The sequence below is a fragment of the Burkholderia sp. D-99 genome (assembly GCF_011605345.1).
Taxonomy (GTDB): domain Bacteria; phylum Pseudomonadota; class Gammaproteobacteria; order Burkholderiales; family Burkholderiaceae; genus Burkholderia.
Genome location: NZ_JAAOXM010000001.1, coordinates 1 through 21,816, shown reverse-complemented (window position 1 = coordinate 21,816; position 21,816 = coordinate 1). Strand labels below are relative to the sequence as shown.

Here is a 21,816-nt window from a genome sequence, read left to right as displayed (position 1 = left end):
GGTTCGGACAATCCATAGCTGCCTGAGCAGAACGCGTGCGCGGTCAACGCAACGATTGCCTTATTCGGCGCTGTACAAGCCCTTGTAATCAAGGTGGCCAAACATGTACGAATATCCCACCGCATCTTGCAGCCCTTCATTAAAGCCGGCCACCCACAGCGCCGCTGGCGCACTTCTGATCGCCATACCAATGAAGCCCGGCTTTGCGATGCCCATCATGAGCAGGGATCGATTGAGGCCGAGCAGCATTAACGAGCCCGCACCGCCAAATAGGTAACCTCCGGCCCCTTGGAAGTAGACTGTCCCTCCTTCGAGACTCTTGGGGTCCGTCAGGTCTACACCTTTGAACGAATCCGTCAGGAAAAGTCCGCCAGCACTTGTAAATTCGGTGGTAGCCCCCGTGCCGCCCAAGGAATTATTCTTTATCACTATTCTCGGAAGAGATAATTTTGAAAATTTGACAAGTGAAGCCAAGACAATGGACCTTCCAATTCCGAATCCAGCGTAAACATATCGATGCGATTCACCTTGAACATCACTGAGCGCAAACATACCGGCCTCGGAATTGAATGGACCATAACCAACCCCGGAGCCAGCACTTGTATTGAACCTCCATCGGCTCCTTCTTAAAATCATTGCCCCAAATCCTCTCTAAACCGCACACCTCGAAATCCCGCGATCAAAGTAACCATCACCAGAAACGTCAATAGCAATATGTAATCCCAGTGATCCGCAAAGGTGTCAATCGTTACCGACCCTTCCGGGTCGTCGCGATAGTAACGCACCTGCGTGGATTGACCGATCTCCAAATTCCACCATGAGCTCACTGAAGTTTCGTAATGCCGTCCGTCCTGCGCATCGAATGCGATCACAGGATGGTGCTTGCCGAATTCGAAATGAGCCACCTTTCCGGTAGCGACTTCCGAGGTCGAGAGGAAATGAATATTCGAGATTACACAGTAGGCCGTTACGAGAGCGAGGACACCGCCAATCAACAACGCAAAATAATTTCGTCGCCTCATCGATCTCGGTTCTCTTTGATGTCAAAGCTTGCCGTGACGGTCCCGGCGCCTCCACCCAAGCTGCCTTGCAAAGTGTACTCTTGCTTGACTCGCGAAAATGAAAGGCTCACATGCTCACAATAGCTGCTTTCAGCGACAATCGACTGTACCTCCGTGATCACAACATCTTCCATTGTGATTTTCAGGAAATCCAACGGAGTTCCACCAGACTTTCTGGCCGTCAGCACCACCTTGGGAATATGCCGCCCCGTCAGACAATAGCGCATAAGATTAGGACTTGCCCGATCGATTTGATGAATAAATTCCAGATCGTTAATTGTTGCTTTACCAGCCCCACCACCCGACCCGGAAAGCATCGATGATTACTGAGATATCTTCCATCTCCATCCATCTACTTGAATCTCGTCCCGATGAAACTCATCCTGCGATTCACCGGAAATTCCGTCAATCTTGACAAACATATCCGACATGGCGCCTCCAGACACAGCAACGCCCAAAATTCGACAAATCCGTAATAGTCAAATCGCACGACACTACCATGTCGCCACTCCCATTCATCTCAATATTGCCAAGACAAGGTAGCGACAGAATGGAGGGGAGAATGTGAAATCATCACAATATATTCACAAGCAAGCCATGCTCCGGCTCGAAATCCGCCCGTGTCAATCGGTGCGCACCGGCAGCTGATCGGCAGCTCACAGCATCGCACCGGTTGGCACGGCAAACATGGGACATCCGGATTCGAACAATTTTCGGACCCGCATTGCTCGACAACATGATGTGACTGAGATCACTGCCTCCAATCGATCGACGTCGATCAGGTCGCAGCCAATGACAGTGCGGGCCGTTGCGTCGATGCGACCGACGTACGTCACATGCAGTCGATTCAAGTGTGGGAGTAGATCAGTGTCGCATTCGAGCGATTAACCCAATTCGACAATCTCATATTTCTTTATTCGTCAATCTTCGCCGGTTAATTGTGACCTTGGGTCAGACTTCGCCTCCCTGTATTCAGGGGTAGCCCGTCAATCCGGTGAGGAAGATACGAGTGGGTAGACACAATGACGCGGGTGGCAGACTGCAGTTGCAGCCCAATCCGGCAGGCCACCGGCCCCTGCCAACGCCTCGCGCATTGAGAAGAACGCGTGCGGTAGATGTCCGGCCTGCCGGACCAGACGTGCGGGCTTTCGCATTTCAAACCGGCACGCCTGAACCGTCGTCCGGCTCGAAGCCGCTTCACATCAGCAATTGCCGCGACAGCACCTCGCGCGCCTGCGTGACGGTTTCGCGTTCGCCCGGCATCGGCGGCGTCAGAGAAAACACCGCGTCGGGCAGCGGCGGCAGACGGTATTTCGCGCCGAGCCGCATCATGCCCTCGCCGATCGCAGACGCGCACAGACAGCCCACACCGAGCCCCGCCGCCAGCATCGACTGCAGCCCCGCGACCCCCGACGCGCTGTGCACGAGCCGGTACGGCGTGTGCTGCTCGTCGAGCGAGCGCACCGCGACCTGATGCATCATGCAGTCGTCCGGCAGCAGCACGAGCGGCAACGGCTCGGGCAACTGCTCGGCGAGCGTGGGTGAAGCGACCCACGACAGCGGCTCACGCCGCAGCACCCAGCGCGTATCGGCCGACGCCGGCCGGAACGGCCCGCTCGACAGGTGCATCACCACGCCGAGATCGACCTGCCCCCGCGCGTGCGCCGCCTCGATATCCGCGCTCTTCATCGCGCTGACGTGCAGGCTCAGTTGCGGGTAGCACTCCCGCAGCCGGGCGAGCAGGCCCGCGACTTCGTTCGTCCGGTAGTAATCGGTGATCGCGACGCGCAGCTCGCCCTTGATCGCCTGCCCGCGCACTTCGTCGAACGCGGCCTCGTTCAGCGCGACGATGCGCCGCGCGTGCTGCAGCAGCCGCGAGCCGGCCGGGGTCGGCTCGACCCCGCGCTTGCTGCGCACGAACAGCGGCACGCCGGCGCGCGATTCGAGCTTGCGCACCTGCTCACTGACCGTCGACTGCGACAGGTGCAGCAGCGGCGCGGCGGCCGTCAGGCTGCCGGCGTCCGCGACCGCCGCGAAAGTACGCAACTGATCCAGGTCGAAACCGCGCATCGCCATTCTCCATCCATCGAGTAACCCGATGGATGCTACCACCAATTCCCGCTTTTCCGATTCATTGCCGCCGCCCAGAATGTCGGTCAATCGCCCGCCCCCGGTCGAACCGGCGCGCCCGGCGGCGGGTCCGGCCTGGATCCGGCCCTCATTCCTTCGGACTTGCTTTCATGACCCACGACACCCTTGCCCCCTGCGTACCGGCCGGCTCGGCCGCCGCAGCGCCGCCACGCAGCCACCACGGCTGGGCGCTGGTGGTCCTGCTGGTTGGCGCGATTTTGCCGCCGCTCGACTACTTCATTGTGAATCTCGCCCTACCGGCCATCCGCGACGGCATCGGCGCGCGCCCGGCCGAGCTGCAGCTGGTCGTGTCGGCGTACGCGTGCGCGAACGCGGTCGTGCAGATCACCGGCGGCCGACTCGGCGACCTGTACGGCCGCAAGCGCATGTTCATGATCGGGATGGCCGGCTTCGTCGTCGCGTCGACGCTGTGCGGGCTGGCCGGCAGCGGCGCGGTGCTGGTAGGCGGCCGCGTGCTGCAGGGCCTGTTCGCCGCGATCCTCGCGCCGCAGGTGCTCGCGACGATCCGCAACGTGTTCAGCCCGCAGGAGCAGGTACGCGTGATGGGCTTCTACGGTTTCGTGTTCGGCCTCGCGGCCGTAATCGGCCAGCTCGGCGGCGGTGCGTTGATCAGCCTGCATCCGTTCGGGCTCGGCTGGCGCGCAATCTTCCTCGTCAATCTGCCGATCGGCATCCTGGCGCTGATCGGCAGCTGGCGCTTCATCCCGGAAAGCCGGCCGCCGCGCGGCCAGCGCATCGACGTGCCAGGCATGGCGCTGCTGTCGCTGTTCCTGCTGATGCTCGTCTACCCGCTCACGCACGGGCGCGAGGCCGGCTGGCCGCTGTGGATGGTCGCGTGCCTCGTCGGCGCGCTGCCGATGCTCGGCGCGCTGCTGGCGGTCGAGGCGCGCCGTCTCGCGAGCGGCCACGATCCGCTGCTCGACGTGCGCCTGTTCCGGAACCCCGTCGTCGCGCTCGGGCTCGTGCTGGCGTTCCTGTTTTATACGCTGAGCGCGTTCTTCCTGAGCTACGGGATCTACCTGCAGGGCTGCCTGAACTGGTCGCCGCTCGCGTCGGGGCTCGCGATCCTGCCGCTCGGGCTCGGCTTCCTGTCGAGCCCGCTGCTGATGCCGCGACTCGTCGGCCGGTTCGGCGGCTATCGCGTGCTCACGCTCGGTTTCGCGATGCTCGCAGCCGGCGTCGCGACGGCCGCCGCGCTTGCCGGTGCAGCCGCGCCAGGCGCCGGCTTCTACGTGGGGATCGCAGCGATCGGCATCGGCCAGGGCCTCGTGCTGCCGTCGGTCGTGCGGATCGTGCTCGCGGAAGTCGATACGGCGCGCGCGGGCGTTGCATCCGGCATGGTCACCGCGATGCTGCAGATCGGCGCGGCGGTTGGCGCAGCCACGCTCGGCGGCGTGTTCTTCGCCCGGCTCGGCGCGCATCCGGCCGCGCTCGATTACGTGCAGGGCTTCAGAACGTCGATGTTCGCGCTGACGGCCGTGCTGCTCGTGTGCGTCGCGCTGTCGGCCATGCTCGGGCCGTTGCATCGGCGGCTGCATGCAGGCGCGTGAAGCGGGACCGGACGCGCGCCGCCGGCTCGGCTCGAAACGCGCGCAGTCAATGCGCACCGCTCGCCGGCATCGGCCTTGTCGTTATGGCTTGCGTTGCGCGTGCCGCGCTTCCCACTCGGCCAGCTCGACGCGATAGCGCGCCAGTGCTTCATCGTAGAGATCGAAGACGCACGGCGAGCAGCCGCTGTTGCAGCAGTCTTCCAGTTCGGGCTGTACGGGCGGGGTCGGACGCGGATCGTCGATGGACGGATCGGTGGGGGCAGGCGTGGGCACGGCGAAAATCGAATGGCGGGAAACGTTCAGTATAAGGGGATGCCGCCCGGCCTGCCGGTGGTGACACCCGGCACGCGCCGCGTCACATTCCCAGGATCGTCACCTGGTCATGGCGAAGCCGAACTTCGCGCGTCCACGCGTCGACTTCCGCGATCACGCCGGCCAGTGCGGCGCAGCTTGCGTCGAGACGATCAACGAAAGCCTGCCGCGATCCGCTGAAAATGAAACCGAGCCGGTCGAGCGCATCGGTGCGCTGCGCGGCGTTGCCGAGCATCCTGCCCGTGTCGGCCAGTTCGGCGACGATCGCAAGCCAGTCGGCCATGCCGATACCGTTGAACGCGAAATGGTCGTAGTCGGGTATCTGCCGCGCGATGGCCGCCTCGAGCAGCCCGAACACTTCCTCGTCGAAGAACAGCGACCCGGCATTCCAGCAGGTGCGCGCATACGGCCCGCCCATGAGTTCGACGTACGCGGTGCCGTCGAGCGCCGCAAGATCCTTGATGACGCGGATGTCGTCCATGTGTGTCGTCGGGAAGTCGGGAATCGCGATGCAACGCCCCATGCGTCGCCGCGCGTTCATCCATAATGGCGCGATTGTCGACGAAGCGGGCGGTGCTGTCGACGGCGCGTGACCGTTGCACGCCCGCTCGCCGCAAACCGCGCAGCCGCGTCTTCCCCACCGACCGACAGGAGTTGCGTCATGGCCGAAGCAGTGAATCCGCCGGAAGTCTGGGCGCCGTTCGGCGCGTTCTCGATGGCCGTGATCCAGGGCGACGGCCGGATCGTGCATCTGAAGGGGCAAGTGGCGCTCGACCGTGACGGCCAGGTGGTCGGCCACGGCGACATGCGCACGCAGGTGCGGCAGACGCTCGACAACATCCGCGCCGTGCTCGCCACGATGGGCGGGCAGATGCAGGACGTGATTTCGCTCGTCCACTACGCGACCGACATCGATGCCTTCATGCAGGCCGGCGACATCCGCAAGACGTATTTCGCCGAGCCCTATCCCGTGACGACGACCGTCCAGGTCGAGCGCCTCTACCATCCCGATCTGCTGATCGAGATCACCGCCGTCGCCGAAATTCCGCTGGCGCGTTTTCGCCGGCCCGCACCGCGCGTGTGAATCGCAGCTGTCCCGCACCGCATGACGCGCCGGCCGTGGCATGCCCGACCGGCGCGCTTTCTCGCCACCCGCGTGCTTACTTCGCCTGCGCGCCCGGCTTCACGGCGCCCGCGCCCGCCTTGTCGGCCAGCGGTTGCCACGCGGCGCCGAGCGAATACCAGTCGACGCGACGCGTGAGCGTCATGATGCCGGCGAGGATCGCGAACAGCAGCAGCGAACCGAGCATCAGCGCGTTGTCTTCCGACAGCAGCAGCCCGTAGAGCGCCGCATACAGCACCGCGAGCAGCGCCGCGAACACCGCACCGCGCTTCACGCTGTGCAGCACGAAGCTCAGGTAGAAGCCGAGCAACCCGATGCAGGCACTGCTCGCCGCGAGATACGCATACGCGAACGCGATGTGTTCCGACAGGCTCAGCAGCAGCAGGAAGAACAACGCGAGCGACAGGCCGACCAGCGCGTACTGGATCGGGTGAATGCGCAGCCGCTTCACGAGCTCGTACATGAAGAAGCTCGCGAACGTGAGCATCACGAACAGCGCGCCGTACTTCGTTGCGCGTTCAGCCTGCAGATAGACGTTCACGGGTTCGATCACCGACACCGATGCCATTTCGATCGCGCCTTCCCCGTTGCCGGTCGCGATTTGCTCGCGCGCCTTCGTGTTGAACGACGTCACGCGCCAGTTACCGGTGAAGCCGTGCGCATCGACCGTGCGGTTGCTCGGCAGGAACGCGCCGTCGAAACTCGGATGCGGCCACGTCGACTTCAGCGAGAAATCGTTCTGGTCGCCCACCGGCGCGAACGCGACGGACTCCGCGCCCCGCAGCGGCAGGTCGATGCTGAACGGCACGACCGCCCCCGCGCTTGCTTCCGCCAGCGCCGCGAGATCGACGTTCGCGTGCACACCCTGGCGCAGGCTGTCCAGCCGCGTGCCCTGCTCGACGTCGAAACGCGCGCCGCCGATGCGCAGGTCGGGTTGCGCGGTCAGCCCGCGAATGTCGCCGATGCCGATCGCGACATAGGCGTCGTCGACCTTGAAGCTCACGTGGCCGTCCGCCTGCGGCAGCTTCTTCAGGTCCGGCAACGGCAGCGTGCCGGTCAACCGGCTCGCCAGCTCGTACACCAGTGCCTTGTGGATGCCGCGATAGCGGACGCTGGTCGTCAGCGTACCGTCGACGTTCAGCGTCTTCGGAAACACGAGCAGGCGCTTCGTCTCGCTTCTCAGGCTCGTCTTCGTCGCGCCGCCGGCCGGCGTGTCGTCGCGCACGCGCGTGACTTCCGTGTAATGCACGACGAGCACGGGCCCCGACACCGTCTGCGGCCCCGCATAGCTCGACCAGATGCTCTGCAGCGCATCCATGCGATACGCGGAGCGTTCCTGCACGATGCTTTGCACCATGTGCAGCGGGATCAGGATCAGCAGCGCGAGAAACGCGGTGATCGCGAATTTGAACAACAGGACTCGATTCATGGCCGACGGGTACCGGAGTAAAAGTACCGTCAAGCATGGGCGGGCCCGGTGAAGGGCGATTGAAGCCGGTGTGAAGCGAATGTGTGGCGAACGTGAAGCGCGCTCAGGCCGCCGACGGCAGCGTGAGCGTCGCGCACGCGCCGCCTTCGTCGCGGTTCGCGAGCGCGACCTGGCCGCGGTGCAGCATCGCGACCTCGCGGACGAAACACAGCCCGAGGCCCGTGCTGCGATCCTGCCCGTCGGGGCGCGGCAGCGAATAGAAACGCTCGAACACGCGCGCCAGTGCGTAGTCGGGCACGCCGGGGCCGTCATCGGCCACGCGCACGATCGCGACATGCGCCCTGCCCGCCGCCTGCCGTTCGAGCGCGATGCGGATCGTGCTGCCCCGCGGCGCGAAATCAAGCGCGTTGTCGAGCAGGTTGCCGAGCGCCTGGCGCAGCAGGAACGGATCGCCTTCGACGACCGCCGGGTCGGCCGTGTCGTTCGCGTCGATCGCCAGGTTCACGCCGCGCTGCCGCGCGCGCGGCTCGATATCGTCGACGAGCTGGTCGAGCACCGGCCGCAGCGCGACCGGTTCGCGCACCGACAGCCGCTGCTTCTGCTCGACTTCGGCGAGTGCGAGCAGCTTGCGGATCATCTGTTCGAGGCGGCCGGCCTGGCGGCGGATGTTCTCGGTGAAGCGCCGGCGGTTCGCAACCGGCATGTCTTCCTGCAGCAGTTCGGCCGCGCCGCTGATCGCCGCCAGCGGGCTTTTCATCTCGTGCGTGAGCGTATGGATGTAGGTCTCGACGTACTGCCGGTCCTCCAGCCGCTGATGCATGCTTTCCACCGCGCGCCCGAGCTCGGCCAGCTCGCTCGCGCCCTGCAGCGGCATGTCGGCCCGCTCGCCCGCCGCAATCGCGCGCGCATAGCGCTGCAGGCGACGCAGCCCGACCACCAGCCACCAGGTGCACGCGACGCCGATCAGGATCGCGCCGCCCATCAGCAACGCGCCGTACAGCATGATCTTGCGCTGGCTGCGCGCGATGAACGGCGCGACCGTCTGGTTCGGCTTCGCGATCGTCAGCACGCCGATGATCTCGTTGCCGCGCCGGATCGGTGCCGCCACGTGCATCACGGTGCTGCTGTCGTCGTTCGGATCGCTGCGCGTGCTGCGCGCGCCGTATTCGCCGCGCAGCGTCCGGTATACGTCGTTCCAGCGCGAATAGTCCTGCCCGAGCGCGCGGCCGGTCGAGTCGTAGCGCACGATGCCGTGCGCATCGGTGATGTAGAGACGGTAGCCGATCACGTTCTTCTGCACGCCCCACACGTTCGCGCTCACCGGGCGTTCGTGCAGCGTCGCGAGCTGCCGCGCGAAAGCGCCGTCGGCGATATGGCCGTTCGCCATGTCGTCGGCGGCCAGCGTCGCGAGCACCTGCGCGGTATCGACGAGCGTGTCCTCCATCGCCTCGCGCACGCCGGGCTTCACCTCCTGCACGAACACGCGCAGCGTGATCAGCGCGGCCAGGCCGACGATCAGGAAAAAGCCGAAGAAGATGCGCAGGCCGATATGCATGGGCGGTGCCGGTCGTTACGGTTGCAGCGAATAACCCATCCCGCGATGCGTGCGGATCGGGTCGCGCTCGGGATCGATCGCGCGCAGCTTGGCGCGCAGCGTCTTGATGTGCGTGTCAACCGTACGGTCGGCCGAATCGAATGCCTCGTGCCACACGAGATCCATCAACTGCTCGCGCGAATAGATGCGCCCGGGATGCCGGACCAGCAGCGCCAGCAGCCCGAATTCGTAGCGCGTGAGATCCAGTGCGTGGCCGAGCCACGACACGCGCGCGCCAGCGGTATCGAGCGTGAAGCCCGGTGCGGTTGTCTCGGCCGGTGCCGGTGCGGGTGCCGGTGCGGGTGTCGATGCGGGTGTCGATGCCGATGCAGGCGCGGGCGCGGGCGCGGGCGTCGATTCGGGTGCGGCCGTCCGGTAGAAACGCCGCAAGATCACGCGCACCCGCGCCGCCAGCTCGCGCGGCGAAAACGGCTTGACCACGTAATCGTCGGCGCCGATTTCGAGCCCGACGATCCGGTCGATTTCATCGTGCCGCGCAGTGAGGAAGATCACCGGCACGTCAGAGAACGTGCGCAGCCGCCGGCACACTTCGAAGCCGCTGAGGTCCGGCAGGCCGACGTCGAGCACGACGAGATCGAAGCGCGCATCGCGCAGGCTGTCGAGCGCCGCCTGCCCAAGGGTGCAGTGGACGGTCTGCATGCCGTCGGTACCGAGGGCGTAGACGATCGTGTCCGCGATCGCCACTTCATCTTCGACGATCAGGATATTGGGTTGATGCATGGTCTCAGGCTGGGCTCGCGCGTGTCCGGTGCGACATTGTACGCACGGCCGGCCGCGGCGCGAGCCCCTGCCCGTCGCGCTACGCCACGCGGCCGGTCACCGGAATCAATGCGCCGGTGATCGCCTGCGCGTCGGCCGACAGCAGGAACCCGATCGTCGCCGCGATCTGTTCCGGCCGCACCCAGCGCGTGAAATCCGCGTCCGGCATGTCCGCGCGGTTCGGCGGCGTATCGATGATGCTCGGCAGGATCGCGTTCACCGTCACGCCACGGTCGAGCAGTTCGGCCGCCAGTGCCTCGGTGAGCCGCGCGACGCCGGCCTTCGCGGCCGCATAGGCGCCCATCCCCGCGCCGGCCTTGAACGCCGCGCCCGCGCCGATGTTGACGACGCGCCCGGCCGGGCTCGCCAGCAGGTGCGGCAGCGCGGCCTTCGATGCGTTCAGCGCGGTCTTCACGTTCAGTTCGTACATGCGGTCCCAGGTGGCGGCGTCGCCGTCGGCGATCGTCTGCCACACGAACGCGCCTGCAATGTTCAGCAGCGCGTCGACCCGGCCGAATTCGCGCTGCACGGTATCGAGCGCCTGCGCGGCGGCTTGCGGATCGACGAGATCGATGCCGCCGATGCGCAGCGCGTCGGCCGGCACGCCGGGCAGTGCCGCTGCCGCCGGCGCCGCGCCGCGGCCGATCAGCGCGACGCGTGCACCGCGCTCGCCGAGCCACGCGGCCGTCGCGACGCCCAGATGGCCGAATCCGCCGGTGATTGCGACTGCCTTGCCTTTGAGATCGTGTTCCATCGATGTTTTCTCCTGGATCGAGGGTTGCTTGATGATGCAAGTTACATGGGTCATGCCGGCCGCAGCACGCATGCGCGGCCGGCAATTCGACACAGCGTAGCGCGTTCACGCATCCGTGCGCACGGCGACGAGGCTGCGGCGGCGCAGTTCCTCCGTCGTTTCGCCCTGGTTGTCCGGGCGCCAGCCCGGCGGCAGCAGCACGAAGCGGATCGCCGTCCACACGTCGCGGGCCGTCGCGACGTCGCGGGCGAGGCTCGCCCAGTGCTCGAGCTCGACGACGAACGGATTGCGCGAACGGGTCGGCGTGACGAGGCCGAAACGGCACGGCTCGTCGGCGCGTTCGGCGACATAGGTGCCGAACATCCGGTCGAACACGATCAGCACGCCGCCGTAGTTCGCATCGAGATAGTCGAGGTTCGACGCGTGGTGCACGCGGTGCGCGGACGGCGTGTTGAACACGTATTCGAGCCAGCCGAGCTTCGGCATCCACGTGTTGTGCAGCCAGAACTGGTACATCAGGTTGAACGACAGGATCGCGAGCACGGCTTCCGGACGCACGCCGAGCCACACGAGCGGCGTGAAGAACATCGCGGCGCCGGCGATCTTGCCGGTCCAGCCGAGGCGAAATGCGGACGACAGCGTCAACTGGTTCGGCGAGTGATGCACCGCATGGGTCGACCAGAAGAAGCGCACCCGGTGCGACGCGCGGTGATACCAGTAGTAGCAGAACTCCTGGCCGACGAACACGAGCAGCGCGAGCGCGACGCTGTGGAGCGGGATCGTGAAGAGCCGGTGCGCCCATGCGAAATCGAACAGCGGCGTGGCGAGCGACAGCGGCACCAGCGCGAGCAGCTTGCGGCCCGCGAGATCGGCGAGCGACAGCCACACCTCGTTCCAGTTGAACGGTTCGGGCCCGCGGGCGCAGCGCCAGGTGAGCACGGCCGCCTCGACGAGCGAGACGGCGACGATGAAGAGCGTGACGTAGTACGCGAGCTTTCCGGTGGTCGTGAGCATGATGGGTCGTTCCTTCGGTTGAGTCGGACGCGTCACGGGCGGCACGGGCTGCCATCGCGTCGAATGAAACGCACTGTAGTGGGCGTGGAATGGAAAGACCACGCGGGAAATATGTCGCCGTATGTCGCGCTGAAGGGCATGCAGGTGATGCGTGGCGGCCACAGGCTCCAAGGAACGGAAGCCGGGACGTTTTGCGGCTGCGCATGTGCATGTCCGGCGGGAAATGTGTCGCCGCATGTCGTGATGAAGCCGGTAGACGGTGCACACAACATGACATGACATTGGCCGACGGATAAGCCTGCGCGACATACGAACACGGTCGTCAGGAGGTATCCGGAAACCGATTCCTCGGACGGTATGCGACCGCCGCGCCATGTTACGGAGAGGCCGGTTCCGGTCGCACGTGGCGTACCGCATGCGTTCAACTGGATGCGTTCAATTCGCGTGATGCGGCTCGACACGACACACGCATGGATCGGCCGGCAAATATGTCACCGCGTGTCGCCTCGACACATTTTCGCGCTGCGCACGACACGTTCCGCCCGATACCGCTGCACCGTACCTTCACGCGATCGCATCGCCGGAAACCTTGCCCGGCGCGGCATGCCCGCGATCGGCGCGGTCGGCACACGCATTCGTCGTACCTCGAAACAGCACGACACGTGTAACACCGCGACATCTTTTATGACGCGACGGGCGCGTGTCGTCGCCCTAAAGTTCGTCCCGTCGCCACGCCACTGCGTGCACCGAAACGAACCGCAAGGACACCCGATGAAAACCCGCTTCCTCGTCACCGCCGCCGCACTCGCCCTCACCTGCACGCCGGCCTTCGCCGGCTGGTCCGGCCACGGCACCGCGTACACGCCGCGCGGCACCTACAACGGCGCACACGCCGGTTCGTGCGGCGGCGGCAGCTGCTCGCATGCAGGCGGCGTGATCGGCCCCGGCGGCGGGATCGCGACCAATACCGGCACCGTCACGCGCACCGCGCCCGGCCAGTTCTCGAACAGCGGCACGGCCGTCGGCCCGAACGGGCGCTCGGTCGAACACAGCGGCGACACGAGCTGCGCCGACGGCACCTGCTCGCATACCGGTTCGCTGACGGGCTCGGACGGCCGCAGCGCAACAACGTCGGGCAGCGTGACGCGCAACGGTGCGGGCCAGTATTCGTCGAGCGGCACGATCACGGGATCGAACGGCAATACGGCCAGCCACACGGCGTCGACGAATTGCGCGGGCTCGACCTGCTCGCGCTCGGGCACCGTGACGGGCACCGACGGCGCAAGCGTCACGCATTCCGGCAGCGCGACGCGCGTGGCGCCGGGTGTCGTAACGACGTCGGGGGGCTCGACGGTCGTACACGGAGGCACGGTTTCGACCGGCGGCACGACCGTGATCCACGGCAGCACGGCGGCAGGCGGCGCGGTCGTCGTGGCCGGCGCGGCGGTGCCGGTTCCTGTACCGGTGCCCGTGCCCGTCGTGCCGCCTCCGCCCGCCGCCACGGTCGCTGTCGTGGCACCGGCGCCGGCACCTGCCGCCGTCGTGGTCACGCCCCCACCGCCCCCGCCTGCCGCCGTCGTCGTCACGTCGCCGCCGAAGGTCGTGCATGTTGCGCCGCCGAAGGCCGTCGTGGTCGCACCCGCGCCGCGCGTCGTCTACGTCGCGCCGCCGCCGCCGAAGGTCCTGTACCTCGCGCCGCCGCTGCCGCGCTCCGTGTACGTCGCCCCGCGCGCCGTGTATGTCGCTCACCCGCCGCGCGCCGTCGTCTGGGTGCCCGGCCACTGGGCCGGCCGCATGTGGGTGCCCGCGCACTGGGCATGATCCGGCACCGCTCCGTCTTGTTTCGTTTTCCATCCGTTTCATCAACCACCCGGCCGGCGCAGACCGTCGGCCACGCAAGGAGAAACCCCATGAAGTCCATCAAGAAGATGATTGCCGTCGTCGTTTTGTGTATCGTCTCAGCAGCAGCGTCGGCCCAGCAGGTGCCGCCCGGCGCGGCGAACGGCGGTGCACGCGTCGAACGTGCGCTGATGCAGCTGCAGGCCCGCTTCGCCAGCGCGAACACGACGCATGACGGCAGGCTCACCCGCGAGCAGGCCGCCGCGGGCATGCCGATGGTCGCGCAGCATTTCGACGAAATCGACACGCAGCACAACGGCTACGTCACGCTCGAGCAGCTCGCCGGCTTCATGCGCCAGCGCATGGCGGCCCGTTGAGCCCGCGCGACGATCCGGCCGCGCACGCACCGGGAGGCAAGCGATGGAACAGTCCTGCAGGATCGTCGTGCTCGACGACGAAGCCGAGTTGCGCAACATGCTGCAGCGCTTCCTGACCGGCCACGGCTTCCAGGTCCGCGCGGTCGCCGACGGCAAGCGGCTCGACCGCCTGCTGCAGCGCGAACCGTACGACCTCCTGGTGCTCGACCTGATGATGGAACCCGAGGACGGCCTGAGCGTGTGCCGGCGCCTGCGTGCCGAAGGCCAGACGCTGCCGATCCTGATGCTCACCGCGAAAGGCGATGCCGCGGACAAGGTCGTCGGCCTCGAGACGGGCGCCGACGATTACCTGGCGAAGCCGTTTCTCCCCGACGAACTCGTGGCCCGCGTACGCGCGCTGCTGCGGCGGCAGAAGATGGCGGCCGGCGAACCGACGGTCACTTCACAGCGCTTGCGTTTCGGCGCGTTCACGTTCGACGTCGGCCAGCAGGCGCTGATGCGCGACGGCACGCCCGTCGAGATCCATTCGGCGCAAATGCTGTTGTTGCACGCGCTCGGCTCGTCGCCGAATCGCGCGGTGAGCCGCGAGAACCTGCTCGCCCGTGCGCGCGGCCGCGACCATGCCGCACTCGACCGCAGCGTCGACGTACAGATCCTGCGGCTGCGCCAGATCGTCGAGGACGATCCCGGCAAGCCGCGTTTCATCAAGACCGTCTGGGGCATCGGCTACATGCTGGTGGCCGGCATCGAGCCGTGATGCGCATCCCGCTGCCGCGCTCGCTGCTCGCGCGCAACATCGCGCTGCTGGTGGCGCTCGTCGCGCTGTCGCTCGCCTGTTCGCTCACCGTGCTGCTGCACTACGTGCAGCGCCCGCGCATCGAGCGGGCCTCGATCGTCTTCTCCGACTACGTGCAATTGCTCGACCGCACGCTCGCCGGCCTGCCGCCCGACGCCGGCCGCACGGTCGTCGCGCAGTTCGGCGGCCAGGCCGCGCTGCCGCCCGCCGCACCGCCGCAAGCGCCGAACCTGGCGGCCTTCTTCCGCACCTGGCAGCGCGACGTGTTCATGCAGGCGCTCGAACGCCACCTGCCGCCGGACCTCCCGGCGCGCTGGCAGTCGGGCGACGACGAGCGCCTGTGGATCCGGCTGCATGCGGCCGGCTCGCCCGTCTGGGTGCCGCTGCCGATGGCCGCCGACGCACAGGCGAGCGGCATCACGACGGCCCTCGTGCTGTCGGTCGGGCTGGCGTTGCTCGCGGCGCTGACCGGCTACCTGATCCAGCTCCACCTGAACCGGCCGCTCGACGCGCTGGCGCGTGCGGCGCAGCGCGTGAGCGCGGGCGAGCGCCCGCCGCCGCTGCCCACCGACGGCCCGACCGAAATCGCCGACGTGAGCCGCGCGTTCAACCAGATGGCCGACGCGCTGCAACAGGCGGAAGCGACCCGCTCGCTGATGCTGGCCGGCGTGTCGCACGACATCCGCACGCCGCTCACCAAGCTTCGCCTGGCGATCGCGATGGCGCTGCCGCGCGGCACGCACGACGCGCTCACCGCATCGGCCGAGCACTACCTGGACCAGATCGATACGATCCTGCAGCAATTCATGGACTACGCCGGCAGCGGCGAGCGCGAAACGCCGCAAACCGGCGACCTGAATGCGCTGATCGGCCAGCTCGTCGCGGATTTCGCGGGGCTCGGCCACGAATTCGAATTCGACGAAGGCGAGGTGCCCATGTTCGCGTTTCGTCCGATCAGCCTGATGCGGCTGCTGATGAACCTGATGCAGAACGCGGTCGTCTATGGCCGCACGGGTCTTGGTGTGCGCACCTGGACCGAACGCGGGATCGCGTATGCGGTGGTCAGCGATCGCGGCAACGGCATCGGCGCAGCCGAACTCGAACGGCTCAAGGCGCCATTCAGCCGGGGAGCGAACGCACGCAGCCACGCGGGCGGCACGGGCTTGGGCCTTGCGATCGTCGAGCGGATCGCCCGCCTGCACGGTGGCTCGCTGACGTTCCGCGACCGCGATGGCGGCGGGCTGGAGGCCGTCGTCGCGCTGCCGCTCGATTCGTCCGGGCAGGCGCGGCGGGCGCTATCGGGGTGACGGACTGTCCGTCTGTCCGTCTGTCCGTCTGTCCGTCTGTCCGTCTGTCCGTCTGTCCGTCTGCCTTGTTGCCTTGTTGCCTTGTTGCCTTGTTGCCTTGTTGCCTTGTTGCCTTGTTGCCTTGTTGCCTTGTTGCCTTGTTGCCTTGTTGCCTTGTTGCCTTGTTGCCTTGCTGCCTTGCTGCCTTGCTGCCTTGCTGCCTTGCTGCCTTGCTGCCTTGCTGCCTTGCTGACTTGCTGACTTGCTGCCTGGCGCTCCGACGGCCCAGCGTGTCCGCGCGCAGCGGCACGTGACATGCGCCGACATAATTCCTGCGTGGCGCATCACACCCGACCTCCGCATACTTGCGCCTGCGTGTTGCGCAACGGCATGAAACCTCTCCCTCGCCAGCGATCACGCCCCGCTTCCGATCGTTCGCGTTCCTGAATGCCGCGACAGTATCGGCAACTTCATCCAGGCCACGGAGATCGACATGTTCACTTCCCTTCACGCACTTGCCACCCACACCAAACGTCTGACCAGCGCCGCGCTGATCGCCAGCGCGCTCGCGATGGGCGGCTGCGCATCGACCGCGACCACGACCATGAACACCGCGCCCGCGGCCCGCACGCAGCCGCAGGTTCATGCGGACGTCGTCTACGTGTCCCCGTTCGACGTGGACACGACCGACGTCAAGGTCGACGGCGGGATGATCAGCAAGCTCGCGACCCTCGCGAGCGGTTCGTCCGCCGACGTGCAGCGCCAGCAGAGCGCGCTGAAGACCCGTGAGCAGCTCGCCGACGCGCTCGTGCGCGAACTCCGCTCGCAAGGCATCCCCGCGCTGCGGGGCCCGGTGCCCGACGGCCGCGACGCGCTGGTGGTCGAAGGCCGGTTCGAGTCGATCGACGCGGGCAACCGCCGCCGCCGCACCCTGATCGGGCTCGGTGCGGGCAAGAGCGAAGTGAAGGCATCGGTCACCGTGCTGTTCCAGCCGGCGCATGGCACGCCGCAGCCGCTCGGCACGTTCTCGTCGAGCGCGAACAGCGGCCACCTGCCCGGCATGGTGGAAACCGCCGGGGTCGGCGCGGCGGCCGGCCGCCTCGCGACGTCGGCAGCGGTCGGCGCCGGCCTGCATGGCGTATCGGAAGCGAAGCACGACACGGTGGCCTCCGATACGGACCGCCTCGCGCGCTCGATCGCAAAGCAGCTCGCCACGCAGAACGCGGCGAACGCGTGGCTGCCGACGGTGTCGGCGAGCTGACGCACCGCACCGCACCGCACCGCACCGCATTACATCGCACCGCATTACATCGCATCGCATCGCCACCCGCGCCCCACGCGGCCCGCGCGGGCGCGCAGGCGGGCGGCCGGGCATAATGCGTGCAGCCGCCGCGGCGCCACGCGCCGCGACCGTGCCGGGCAACCCGAAGGCCGGCGCATTTCCCGTCCCGAATCCTGAACCCGTGAATTCCATGCAAGTACTCGTCGTAGGAACCGGCAAGCTGGCCAGCGAACTGCTCGGCGCGCACCGGCTCGACCCGTCAACCTGTCGCGTGATGGCGTGGTCGGACAGCGCGCACAACGATGCGCAGCGTGACGACACACGGCGTGGTGACGCCCAGCGTAACGACGCCCGATGTATCGACGCCCGCTCGATCGTCGTGCATGCCGGTTCCGGCCGCGAACTCGCTGACGTAATCGCCTTCTGCGAGGCCACCGCATCGCCGCTCGTCGAGCTGTCGACCGGCTCCGAGCTCGAAACCGGCTCGCATGCTTTCCCGATCGTGCTGTGTCCGAACACGAACATCCTGATGCTCAAGTTCATGAGCATGCTGGAAACCAGCGGCCACCTGTTTCACGACTGCCGGATCAGCCTGACGGAGTCGCACCAGGCGGGCAAGACGTCCGTCCCGGGCACGGCCGTCGGGATCGGCCAGTCGCTCGGCGTGCGGCCGGAAGACATCCGCTCCGTGCGCGACCCGGACGTGCAGCGCAGCGAATTCGCTGTCGCCGACGATCAGCTCGGCCGCCACGCGATTCACCGGATCCGCATCGACGACGGTGCGTGCAGCCTGCAGTTCGAATCGCGCGTGGTGGGCACAACACCTTACGCGGACGGCGTATCGCGCATCGTCGACGCCGTCCGGCAGCACGATCTCGAGCACCGCCGTTATTCGATCGTCGAGTTCATCCGCAACGGCTGGCTGTAGTCGCGGCGATACGCGGCGGTCGGCACGCGCGCGTCGCGCACGGCATTTGCGCAGCGCAAAAAGGTTCGTCGCGAAATGCCGTGGATGTCACCGATCGCTTCGACTGCGGCTTCCGGGCATGCATCCCACCGCCCGGAAGCCGCAACGAGCAACCGTCATCTCGTATTGGCTGGTAAGTTATCGGCCGAGGTCCATTCGCCGAGATGGGGCGCGAATCACTGCTGACGTCGGTGCCTGAACCACGACCCTCGACACCCCCCCGAAAGGAGAGCATCCGATGACCCGCCCCGATTTCATCAAGCACTGGACCGAGCTCGAAGAACCGGAAGCGCATTGCTATCGCGGCGACACCGAGCCGATGGCGCTGGACGCACCGCTTTCCGCCGAACTCGGCATCACGCGTATCGGCATTCACCACGTGAGGCTCCTGCCGGGTCGGCGGACGTCATATCCGCATGCCGAAAGCACCGAACAGGAGTTTGTGTACGTGCTAGAGGGCAAGCCCGATGTCTGGATCGACGGCGTGCTTCACCCCGTTGCCGAAGGCGATTCCGTCGCCTTTCCGGCGGGCACCGGCATCTGTCACACCTTCATCAACAACACGAAGGACGAAGTCAGGCTGATGGTGATCGGTGAACGCCCACGCGACGACAACCGCATCCGCTACCCGAAGAACGAAGCGTACGAGTTCACCCGCGCGGATCGCTGGGTGGACTGGCCCGCCAGGCCGCTCGGGGACCATGACGGGATGCCGGACTGACGCTCGCGAAGATGCCCCCGACGGAACATACCGAGCCTGCAGCACGAGTTCGCAGCGGGCGCCGTGGCCGCCCCGTTCTGCGGCTCGTTAGCCGGTCTACCGTCACTCGCCACCAAGCACCGCCCCGCTCTCGGGCAACGTCGCACCACCATCGACGACGATCGTCTGCCCCGTGATGTACGCGGCATCGGCCGATGCGAGAAACAGCATCGCGTTCGCGATATCTTCCGGCTCGCCCATCCGCGCGAGCGGAATGTCGCGCGCGATCTGCGCCGCGACTGACGCGTCGCCGAGATTACCGGCCGCCGGCGTGCGGATCATGCCCGGCTCGACACCGTTCACCGTCACGTTGCGGCGCGCGAGCTCCAGCGCCGCCGCACGAATGAAGCCGTTCACGCCGGCCTTCGACGCCGCGTAATGCGCGAGCCCCGGATACGCTACACGCGGCCCCGTCACCGACGACGTGACGAGCAGCCGCCCCGCGCCCGCACGCCCGAAGGCTGGCAACGCGGCCTGCGCGAGCCAGAACAGCGCCGACAGGTTGACCGACAGCGTCCGGTCGAGTGTCGCCTCGTCGATCTGCGTGAACGGCGTCAGCGGAAAATACGCGGCATTGTGGACGACGACATCGAGCCGGCCGCCGTCGCGCTCGACTGCGGCGACCAGGGCGCCCAGTTCGTCGCGGCTGGCCGCATCCACCCGATAGGCGCGCGCCTCGCCGCCCGTGCTCGCGAGCGCGTCGGCCTGCGCGGCGGCGGCCTCACCGTTCAGGTCGGCGAGCGCGACGAACGCGTCGGATTCCGCGAAACGGCGCGCGATCGCCGCGCCGATCCCCTGCGCGGCGCCCGTGACAAGCACGACGCGCCCGCTGAAATCCGCCCGCAGGCGGCCGCTGCCCGGCACGGCCTTCATCGCTGCGCCTCGCCGTCGAGCGGATGCACGGTGTCGTTCAGCACCTGCGCATGCGCGCCGATCGGGAAGTTCGACAGCGTGCCGAAATCGCCGCCCTGGTAGCCGAAGATCTTGCCGTCGGTCTTGCGCTGTGCGAGGTCGATCAGCACGACGCCAAGCGTCGGCACCACCTTTTCGCGCCACACGAACAGATACAGCTCGTCTGCAATCCTGAAGTAATGACAGCGGTCGACATCGGCCAGCCCCCCTTCGACACCCTGCACGCACTGCCACGCGTAGAAGTTCTCGTTCAGGTAGATGTGCTCATAGCATTCAGTCGGGCTGTAGCGGTACATCGTCCGCTTGCCGATCAGCTCGTGCGTGGGCCCATGCAGCAGCCCCGGCTGCGTGTGGTCGCCGAGCGTGCCATGCCGGAAACTCGCATCGACGCCCGTCAGCGGCAGCCCGCGCGCAACCCGCGTGAATGCGTCGATGCGCGTGTCGGCTTCGGTCGGCAGCGTCCCGACGACCGACGTCCATACACCGTTGTCGAGATCGATCACGAGACTGACCGACGTCGCGCGGGCGGCCGAGTCGATGTAGTCGACGAAGTACAGCCCGTTGCGCAACCGCGTCACGCGGCACGGCTCGCGGCCGCCTGTATCGGTCGCCGCGTCGCGCCACTGCAGCGCGCCCGGCTCGAACGTGTAGACCCGCCACGCCCCCGACGCGTCGCCGAGCGCAAGCGTATGCCCGGCGAGCGCGTCGACGGATGCGAGGATGTTCGCTTCCGGCGCGAAGCCGTCCGCGAGCGCGCCAACCTGAATGAATACCGGATCCTGTTGTTCCACCTGCCGTCTCCCGCGCAGCTTCAGGCCCGGCGGGCCGTGTACGCTGCTCATGTGCACATGGTGCGGGCTGCACGCGACGCGCGGTATCGGCCAAAAGGATGAAGGGCGCGCGGCGCCGGAACGCGCTAAAGTGCACGAAATCCGCGCCCCGACCGGCGCGAGGAGCGCACATGCACCACGTCACCCACTACCGACGAACCGGCGAAGGCATCGAGGCAATCAGCCTCGAATCCGACCGCGCGTTTCCGCGCCACGCGCACGACGAATTCGGGGTCGGCGTGATCGTCAGCGGCGCGCACCGGTCGTGGAGCGGCCGCGGGCAGGTCGACGCACTGGCCGGCGACGCGATCATGGTCAACCCGGGCGAGGTGCACGACGGCTCGCCGATCGAGGCCGGCACAGGCCGGCGCTGGCGGATGCTGTACCTCGCGCCCGCGCTGGTCGCGGGCGTCGCGGCGGAAGAAGGCCTCGGCGGCGTCGAACTGGCGCATCCGGCGGTGCGCGACGCGCGGCTCTCGGCCGCCGTCGGCCGGCTGCATGCGCGCATCGTCGCGGGGGAATCCCAGCCGCTCGCCCGCGACGAGGCGCTCGTGATGCTCGTCGCCGGGCTGCTCGCCCGGCACGCGAACCGCGCACTGCCGGCGGCAGGCGTTGCACCTGCGATCCGCATCGCCCGGGAGCGGCTCGACGCTGCACCGGCCGCCCCCGTTTCGCTCGCCGAGCTGGCCGACCTGAGCGGTGTCAGCCGCTTTCAGTTGCTGCGCGGGTTTGCCCGCGAACTCGGCATCACACCGCACGCCTACCTGATCCAGTCGCGTGCGCGGCTGGCGCGCACGCTGCTCGCCAGCGGCCTGCCGATCGCCGATGCCGCGGCCGAAGCCGGCTTTGCCGACCAGAGCCACCTGACGCGTGCGTTCGCGCGCCAGTTCGGGATCACGCCGGGGCGGTTTACGCAGGCTGGTTGACGCCTGCGGCGTCCCCGCGCAACGCGATCGGGCGCAAGGCGATCGAAGGCGAGTCCCGCGTCAACGGGAACCG

General features: G+C 67.1%; 22 protein-coding genes and 1 pseudogene. 10 read left to right on the top strand and 13 right to left on the bottom strand.

Features of this window, described 5'->3' with window-relative positions:
- Positions 1-60: 60 nt before the first annotated feature.
- From HAV18_RS00115 to HAV18_RS00100, 4 genes and pseudogenes are all read right to left on the bottom strand, one after another.
- A complete protein-coding gene (locus HAV18_RS00115) occupies positions 61-552 on the bottom strand; it encodes a hypothetical protein (protein WP_166950909.1) in 492 nt (163 codons plus the stop codon).
- An 80-nt stretch (positions 553-632) separates the two neighbouring features.
- Complete coding sequence (locus HAV18_RS00110; RefSeq protein ID WP_166950907.1) at positions 633-1,022, bottom strand: DUF3592 domain-containing protein; 390 nt, start codon at positions 1,020-1,022, stop codon at positions 633-635.
- A pseudogene (locus tag HAV18_RS00105) lies at positions 1,019-1,492 on the bottom strand (Hcp family type VI secretion system effector). The gene HAV18_RS00110 and the pseudogene HAV18_RS00105 overlap by 4 nt, the downstream one beginning before the upstream one ends.
- A gap of 766 nt (positions 1,493-2,258) precedes the next feature.
- Positions 2,259-3,131: a LysR family transcriptional regulator gene (locus tag HAV18_RS00100; RefSeq protein ID WP_166950904.1), complete on the bottom strand. Its 873-nt coding sequence runs from the start codon at positions 3,129-3,131 to the stop codon at positions 2,259-2,261.
- Positions 3,132-3,301: 170 nt separating this feature from the next.
- Here HAV18_RS00100 and HAV18_RS00095 point away from each other — a divergent pair, with 170 nt between their 5' ends.
- Complete coding sequence (locus HAV18_RS00095) at positions 3,302-4,762, top strand: MFS transporter (RefSeq protein WP_166950901.1); 1,461 nt, start codon at positions 3,302-3,304, stop codon at positions 4,760-4,762.
- Between the two features lie 81 nt (positions 4,763-4,843).
- On the opposite strand, the gene HAV18_RS40140 is transcribed toward HAV18_RS00095, so the two are convergent.
- A complete protein-coding gene (locus HAV18_RS40140) occupies positions 4,844-5,035 on the bottom strand; it encodes an oxidoreductase-like domain-containing protein (protein WP_021158182.1) in 192 nt (63 codons plus the stop codon).
- 82 nt (positions 5,036-5,117) lie between these two features.
- Positions 5,118-5,555: a hypothetical protein gene (locus tag HAV18_RS00085; protein WP_243771505.1), complete on the bottom strand. Its 438-nt coding sequence runs from the start codon at positions 5,553-5,555 to the stop codon at positions 5,118-5,120.
- A gap of 180 nt (positions 5,556-5,735) precedes the next feature.
- Here HAV18_RS00085 and HAV18_RS00080 point away from each other — a divergent pair, with 180 nt between their 5' ends.
- A complete protein-coding gene (locus HAV18_RS00080) occupies positions 5,736-6,158 on the top strand; it encodes a RidA family protein (RefSeq protein ID WP_166950898.1) in 423 nt (140 codons plus the stop codon).
- 76 nt (positions 6,159-6,234) lie between these two features.
- Here HAV18_RS00080 and creD read toward each other — a convergent pair whose 3' ends face one another.
- The 5 genes from creD to HAV18_RS00055 all read right to left on the bottom strand — a co-directional run bounded on the left by creD (position 6,235) and on the right by HAV18_RS00055 (position 11,768).
- Positions 6,235-7,626 (bottom strand): cell envelope integrity protein CreD, encoded by a 1,392-nt coding sequence (gene creD / locus HAV18_RS00075; RefSeq protein WP_166950895.1) that lies wholly within the window; start codon positions 7,624-7,626, stop codon positions 6,235-6,237.
- 103 nt (positions 7,627-7,729) lie between these two features.
- Entirely contained in the window at positions 7,730-9,181 is a 1,452-nt protein-coding gene (gene creC / locus HAV18_RS00070) for a two-component system sensor histidine kinase CreC (RefSeq protein ID WP_166950892.1), read from the bottom strand.
- Between the two features lie 15 nt (positions 9,182-9,196).
- Positions 9,197-9,961: a two-component system response regulator CreB gene (gene creB, locus HAV18_RS00065; protein WP_166950889.1), complete on the bottom strand. Its 765-nt coding sequence runs from the start codon at positions 9,959-9,961 to the stop codon at positions 9,197-9,199.
- A gap of 79 nt (positions 9,962-10,040) precedes the next feature.
- Positions 10,041-10,754, bottom strand: a complete 714-nt coding sequence (locus tag HAV18_RS00060; RefSeq protein ID WP_166950886.1) for an SDR family NAD(P)-dependent oxidoreductase — start codon at positions 10,752-10,754, stop codon at positions 10,041-10,043.
- Between the two features lie 105 nt (positions 10,755-10,859).
- Positions 10,860-11,768: a sterol desaturase family protein gene (locus tag HAV18_RS00055; RefSeq protein ID WP_166950883.1), complete on the bottom strand. Its 909-nt coding sequence runs from the start codon at positions 11,766-11,768 to the stop codon at positions 10,860-10,862.
- 771 nt (positions 11,769-12,539) lie between these two features.
- Between HAV18_RS00055 and HAV18_RS00050 the strand changes: the two genes are divergently transcribed.
- The 7 genes from HAV18_RS00050 to HAV18_RS00020 all read left to right on the top strand — a co-directional run bounded on the left by HAV18_RS00050 (position 12,540) and on the right by HAV18_RS00020 (position 19,036).
- On the top strand, positions 12,540-13,589 hold the full coding sequence (locus HAV18_RS00050; protein WP_166950880.1) for a hypothetical protein: 1,050 nt from the start codon (positions 12,540-12,542) through the stop codon (positions 13,587-13,589).
- An 89-nt stretch (positions 13,590-13,678) separates the two neighbouring features.
- Positions 13,679-13,984 carry an EF-hand domain-containing protein gene (locus tag HAV18_RS00045; protein ID WP_081058806.1) on the top strand — a complete coding sequence of 102 codons (306 nt, stop codon included), beginning with the start codon at positions 13,679-13,681 and terminating at the stop codon, positions 13,982-13,984.
- Positions 13,985-14,027: 43 nt separating this feature from the next.
- Positions 14,028-14,741, top strand: coding sequence for a response regulator (locus tag HAV18_RS00040; RefSeq protein WP_166950877.1), 714 nt, complete (start codon positions 14,028-14,030; stop codon positions 14,739-14,741).
- On the top strand, positions 14,741-16,087 hold the full coding sequence (locus HAV18_RS00035; RefSeq protein ID WP_166950874.1) for an ATP-binding protein: 1,347 nt from the start codon (positions 14,741-14,743) through the stop codon (positions 16,085-16,087). The genes HAV18_RS00040 and HAV18_RS00035 overlap by 1 nt, the downstream gene beginning before the upstream one ends.
- A 472-nt stretch (positions 16,088-16,559) precedes the next feature.
- Positions 16,560-17,327 carry a DUF4410 domain-containing protein gene (locus HAV18_RS00030; RefSeq protein WP_166950871.1) on the top strand — a complete coding sequence of 256 codons (768 nt, stop codon included), beginning with the start codon at positions 16,560-16,562 and terminating at the stop codon, positions 17,325-17,327.
- A gap of 211 nt (positions 17,328-17,538) precedes the next feature.
- Positions 17,539-18,276: a dihydrodipicolinate reductase gene (locus HAV18_RS00025; RefSeq protein WP_166950868.1), complete on the top strand. Its 738-nt coding sequence runs from the start codon at positions 17,539-17,541 to the stop codon at positions 18,274-18,276.
- Positions 18,277-18,553: 277 nt separating this feature from the next.
- The gene (locus HAV18_RS00020) at positions 18,554-19,036 is read left to right on the top strand and encodes a cupin domain-containing protein (RefSeq protein ID WP_166950865.1); all 483 of its coding nucleotides are present in this window, start codon (positions 18,554-18,556) and stop codon (positions 19,034-19,036) included.
- 102 nt (positions 19,037-19,138) lie between these two features.
- Here the strand turns inward: HAV18_RS00020 and HAV18_RS00015 are convergent, their stop codons facing one another.
- Together HAV18_RS00015 and HAV18_RS00010 are read right to left on the bottom strand one after the other, a co-directional pair.
- Complete coding sequence (locus tag HAV18_RS00015) at positions 19,139-19,948, bottom strand: SDR family oxidoreductase (RefSeq protein WP_166950862.1); 810 nt, start codon at positions 19,946-19,948, stop codon at positions 19,139-19,141.
- Positions 19,945-20,778 (bottom strand): molybdenum cofactor biosynthesis F family protein, encoded by an 834-nt coding sequence (locus HAV18_RS00010; protein WP_166954044.1) that lies wholly within the window; start codon positions 20,776-20,778, stop codon positions 19,945-19,947. The genes HAV18_RS00015 and HAV18_RS00010 overlap by 4 nt, the downstream gene beginning before the upstream one ends.
- Before the next feature lie 170 nt (positions 20,779-20,948).
- On the opposite strand from HAV18_RS00010, the gene HAV18_RS00005 reads away from it, so the two are divergent.
- Positions 20,949-21,743 carry an AraC family transcriptional regulator gene (locus HAV18_RS00005; protein WP_166950859.1) on the top strand — a complete coding sequence of 265 codons (795 nt, stop codon included), beginning with the start codon at positions 20,949-20,951 and terminating at the stop codon, positions 21,741-21,743.
- The last annotated feature ends 73 nt before the right edge of the window (positions 21,744-21,816 follow it).

Coding starts and splice junctions, on each gene's coding strand:
- HAV18_RS00115 (WP_166950909.1), bottom strand. CDS start 552: ATGTTTGCGCTCAGTGATGTTCAAGGTGAATCGCATCGATATGTTTAC.
- HAV18_RS00110 (WP_166950907.1), bottom strand. CDS start 1,022: ATGAGGCGACGAAATTATTTTGCGTTGTTGATTGGCGGTGTCCTCGCT.
- HAV18_RS00100 (WP_166950904.1), bottom strand. CDS start 3,131: ATGCGCGGTTTCGACCTGGATCAGTTGCGTACTTTCGCGGCGGTCGCG.
- HAV18_RS00095 (WP_166950901.1), top strand. CDS start 3,302: ATGACCCACGACACCCTTGCCCCCTGCGTACCGGCCGGCTCGGCCGCC.
- HAV18_RS00085 (WP_243771505.1), bottom strand. CDS start 5,555: ATGGACGACATCCGCGTCATCAAGGATCTTGCGGCGCTCGACGGCACC.
- HAV18_RS00080 (WP_166950898.1), top strand. CDS start 5,736: ATGGCCGAAGCAGTGAATCCGCCGGAAGTCTGGGCGCCGTTCGGCGCG.
- creD (WP_166950895.1), bottom strand. CDS start 7,626: ATGAATCGAGTCCTGTTGTTCAAATTCGCGATCACCGCGTTTCTCGCG.
- creC (WP_166950892.1), bottom strand. CDS start 9,181: ATGCATATCGGCCTGCGCATCTTCTTCGGCTTTTTCCTGATCGTCGGC.
- creB (WP_166950889.1), bottom strand. CDS start 9,961: ATGCATCAACCCAATATCCTGATCGTCGAAGATGAAGTGGCGATCGCG.
- HAV18_RS00060 (WP_166950886.1), bottom strand. CDS start 10,754: ATGGAACACGATCTCAAAGGCAAGGCAGTCGCAATCACCGGCGGATTC.
- HAV18_RS00055 (WP_166950883.1), bottom strand. CDS start 11,768: ATGCTCACGACCACCGGAAAGCTCGCGTACTACGTCACGCTCTTCATC.
- HAV18_RS00050 (WP_166950880.1), top strand. CDS start 12,540: ATGAAAACCCGCTTCCTCGTCACCGCCGCCGCACTCGCCCTCACCTGC.
- HAV18_RS00045 (WP_081058806.1), top strand. CDS start 13,679: ATGAAGTCCATCAAGAAGATGATTGCCGTCGTCGTTTTGTGTATCGTC.
- HAV18_RS00040 (WP_166950877.1), top strand. CDS start 14,028: ATGGAACAGTCCTGCAGGATCGTCGTGCTCGACGACGAAGCCGAGTTG.
- HAV18_RS00035 (WP_166950874.1), top strand. CDS start 14,741: ATGCGCATCCCGCTGCCGCGCTCGCTGCTCGCGCGCAACATCGCGCTG.
- HAV18_RS00030 (WP_166950871.1), top strand. CDS start 16,560: ATGTTCACTTCCCTTCACGCACTTGCCACCCACACCAAACGTCTGACC.
- HAV18_RS00025 (WP_166950868.1), top strand. CDS start 17,539: ATGCAAGTACTCGTCGTAGGAACCGGCAAGCTGGCCAGCGAACTGCTC.
- HAV18_RS00020 (WP_166950865.1), top strand. CDS start 18,554: ATGACCCGCCCCGATTTCATCAAGCACTGGACCGAGCTCGAAGAACCG.
- HAV18_RS00015 (WP_166950862.1), bottom strand. CDS start 19,948: ATGAAGGCCGTGCCGGGCAGCGGCCGCCTGCGGGCGGATTTCAGCGGG.
- HAV18_RS00005 (WP_166950859.1), top strand. CDS start 20,949: ATGCACCACGTCACCCACTACCGACGAACCGGCGAAGGCATCGAGGCA.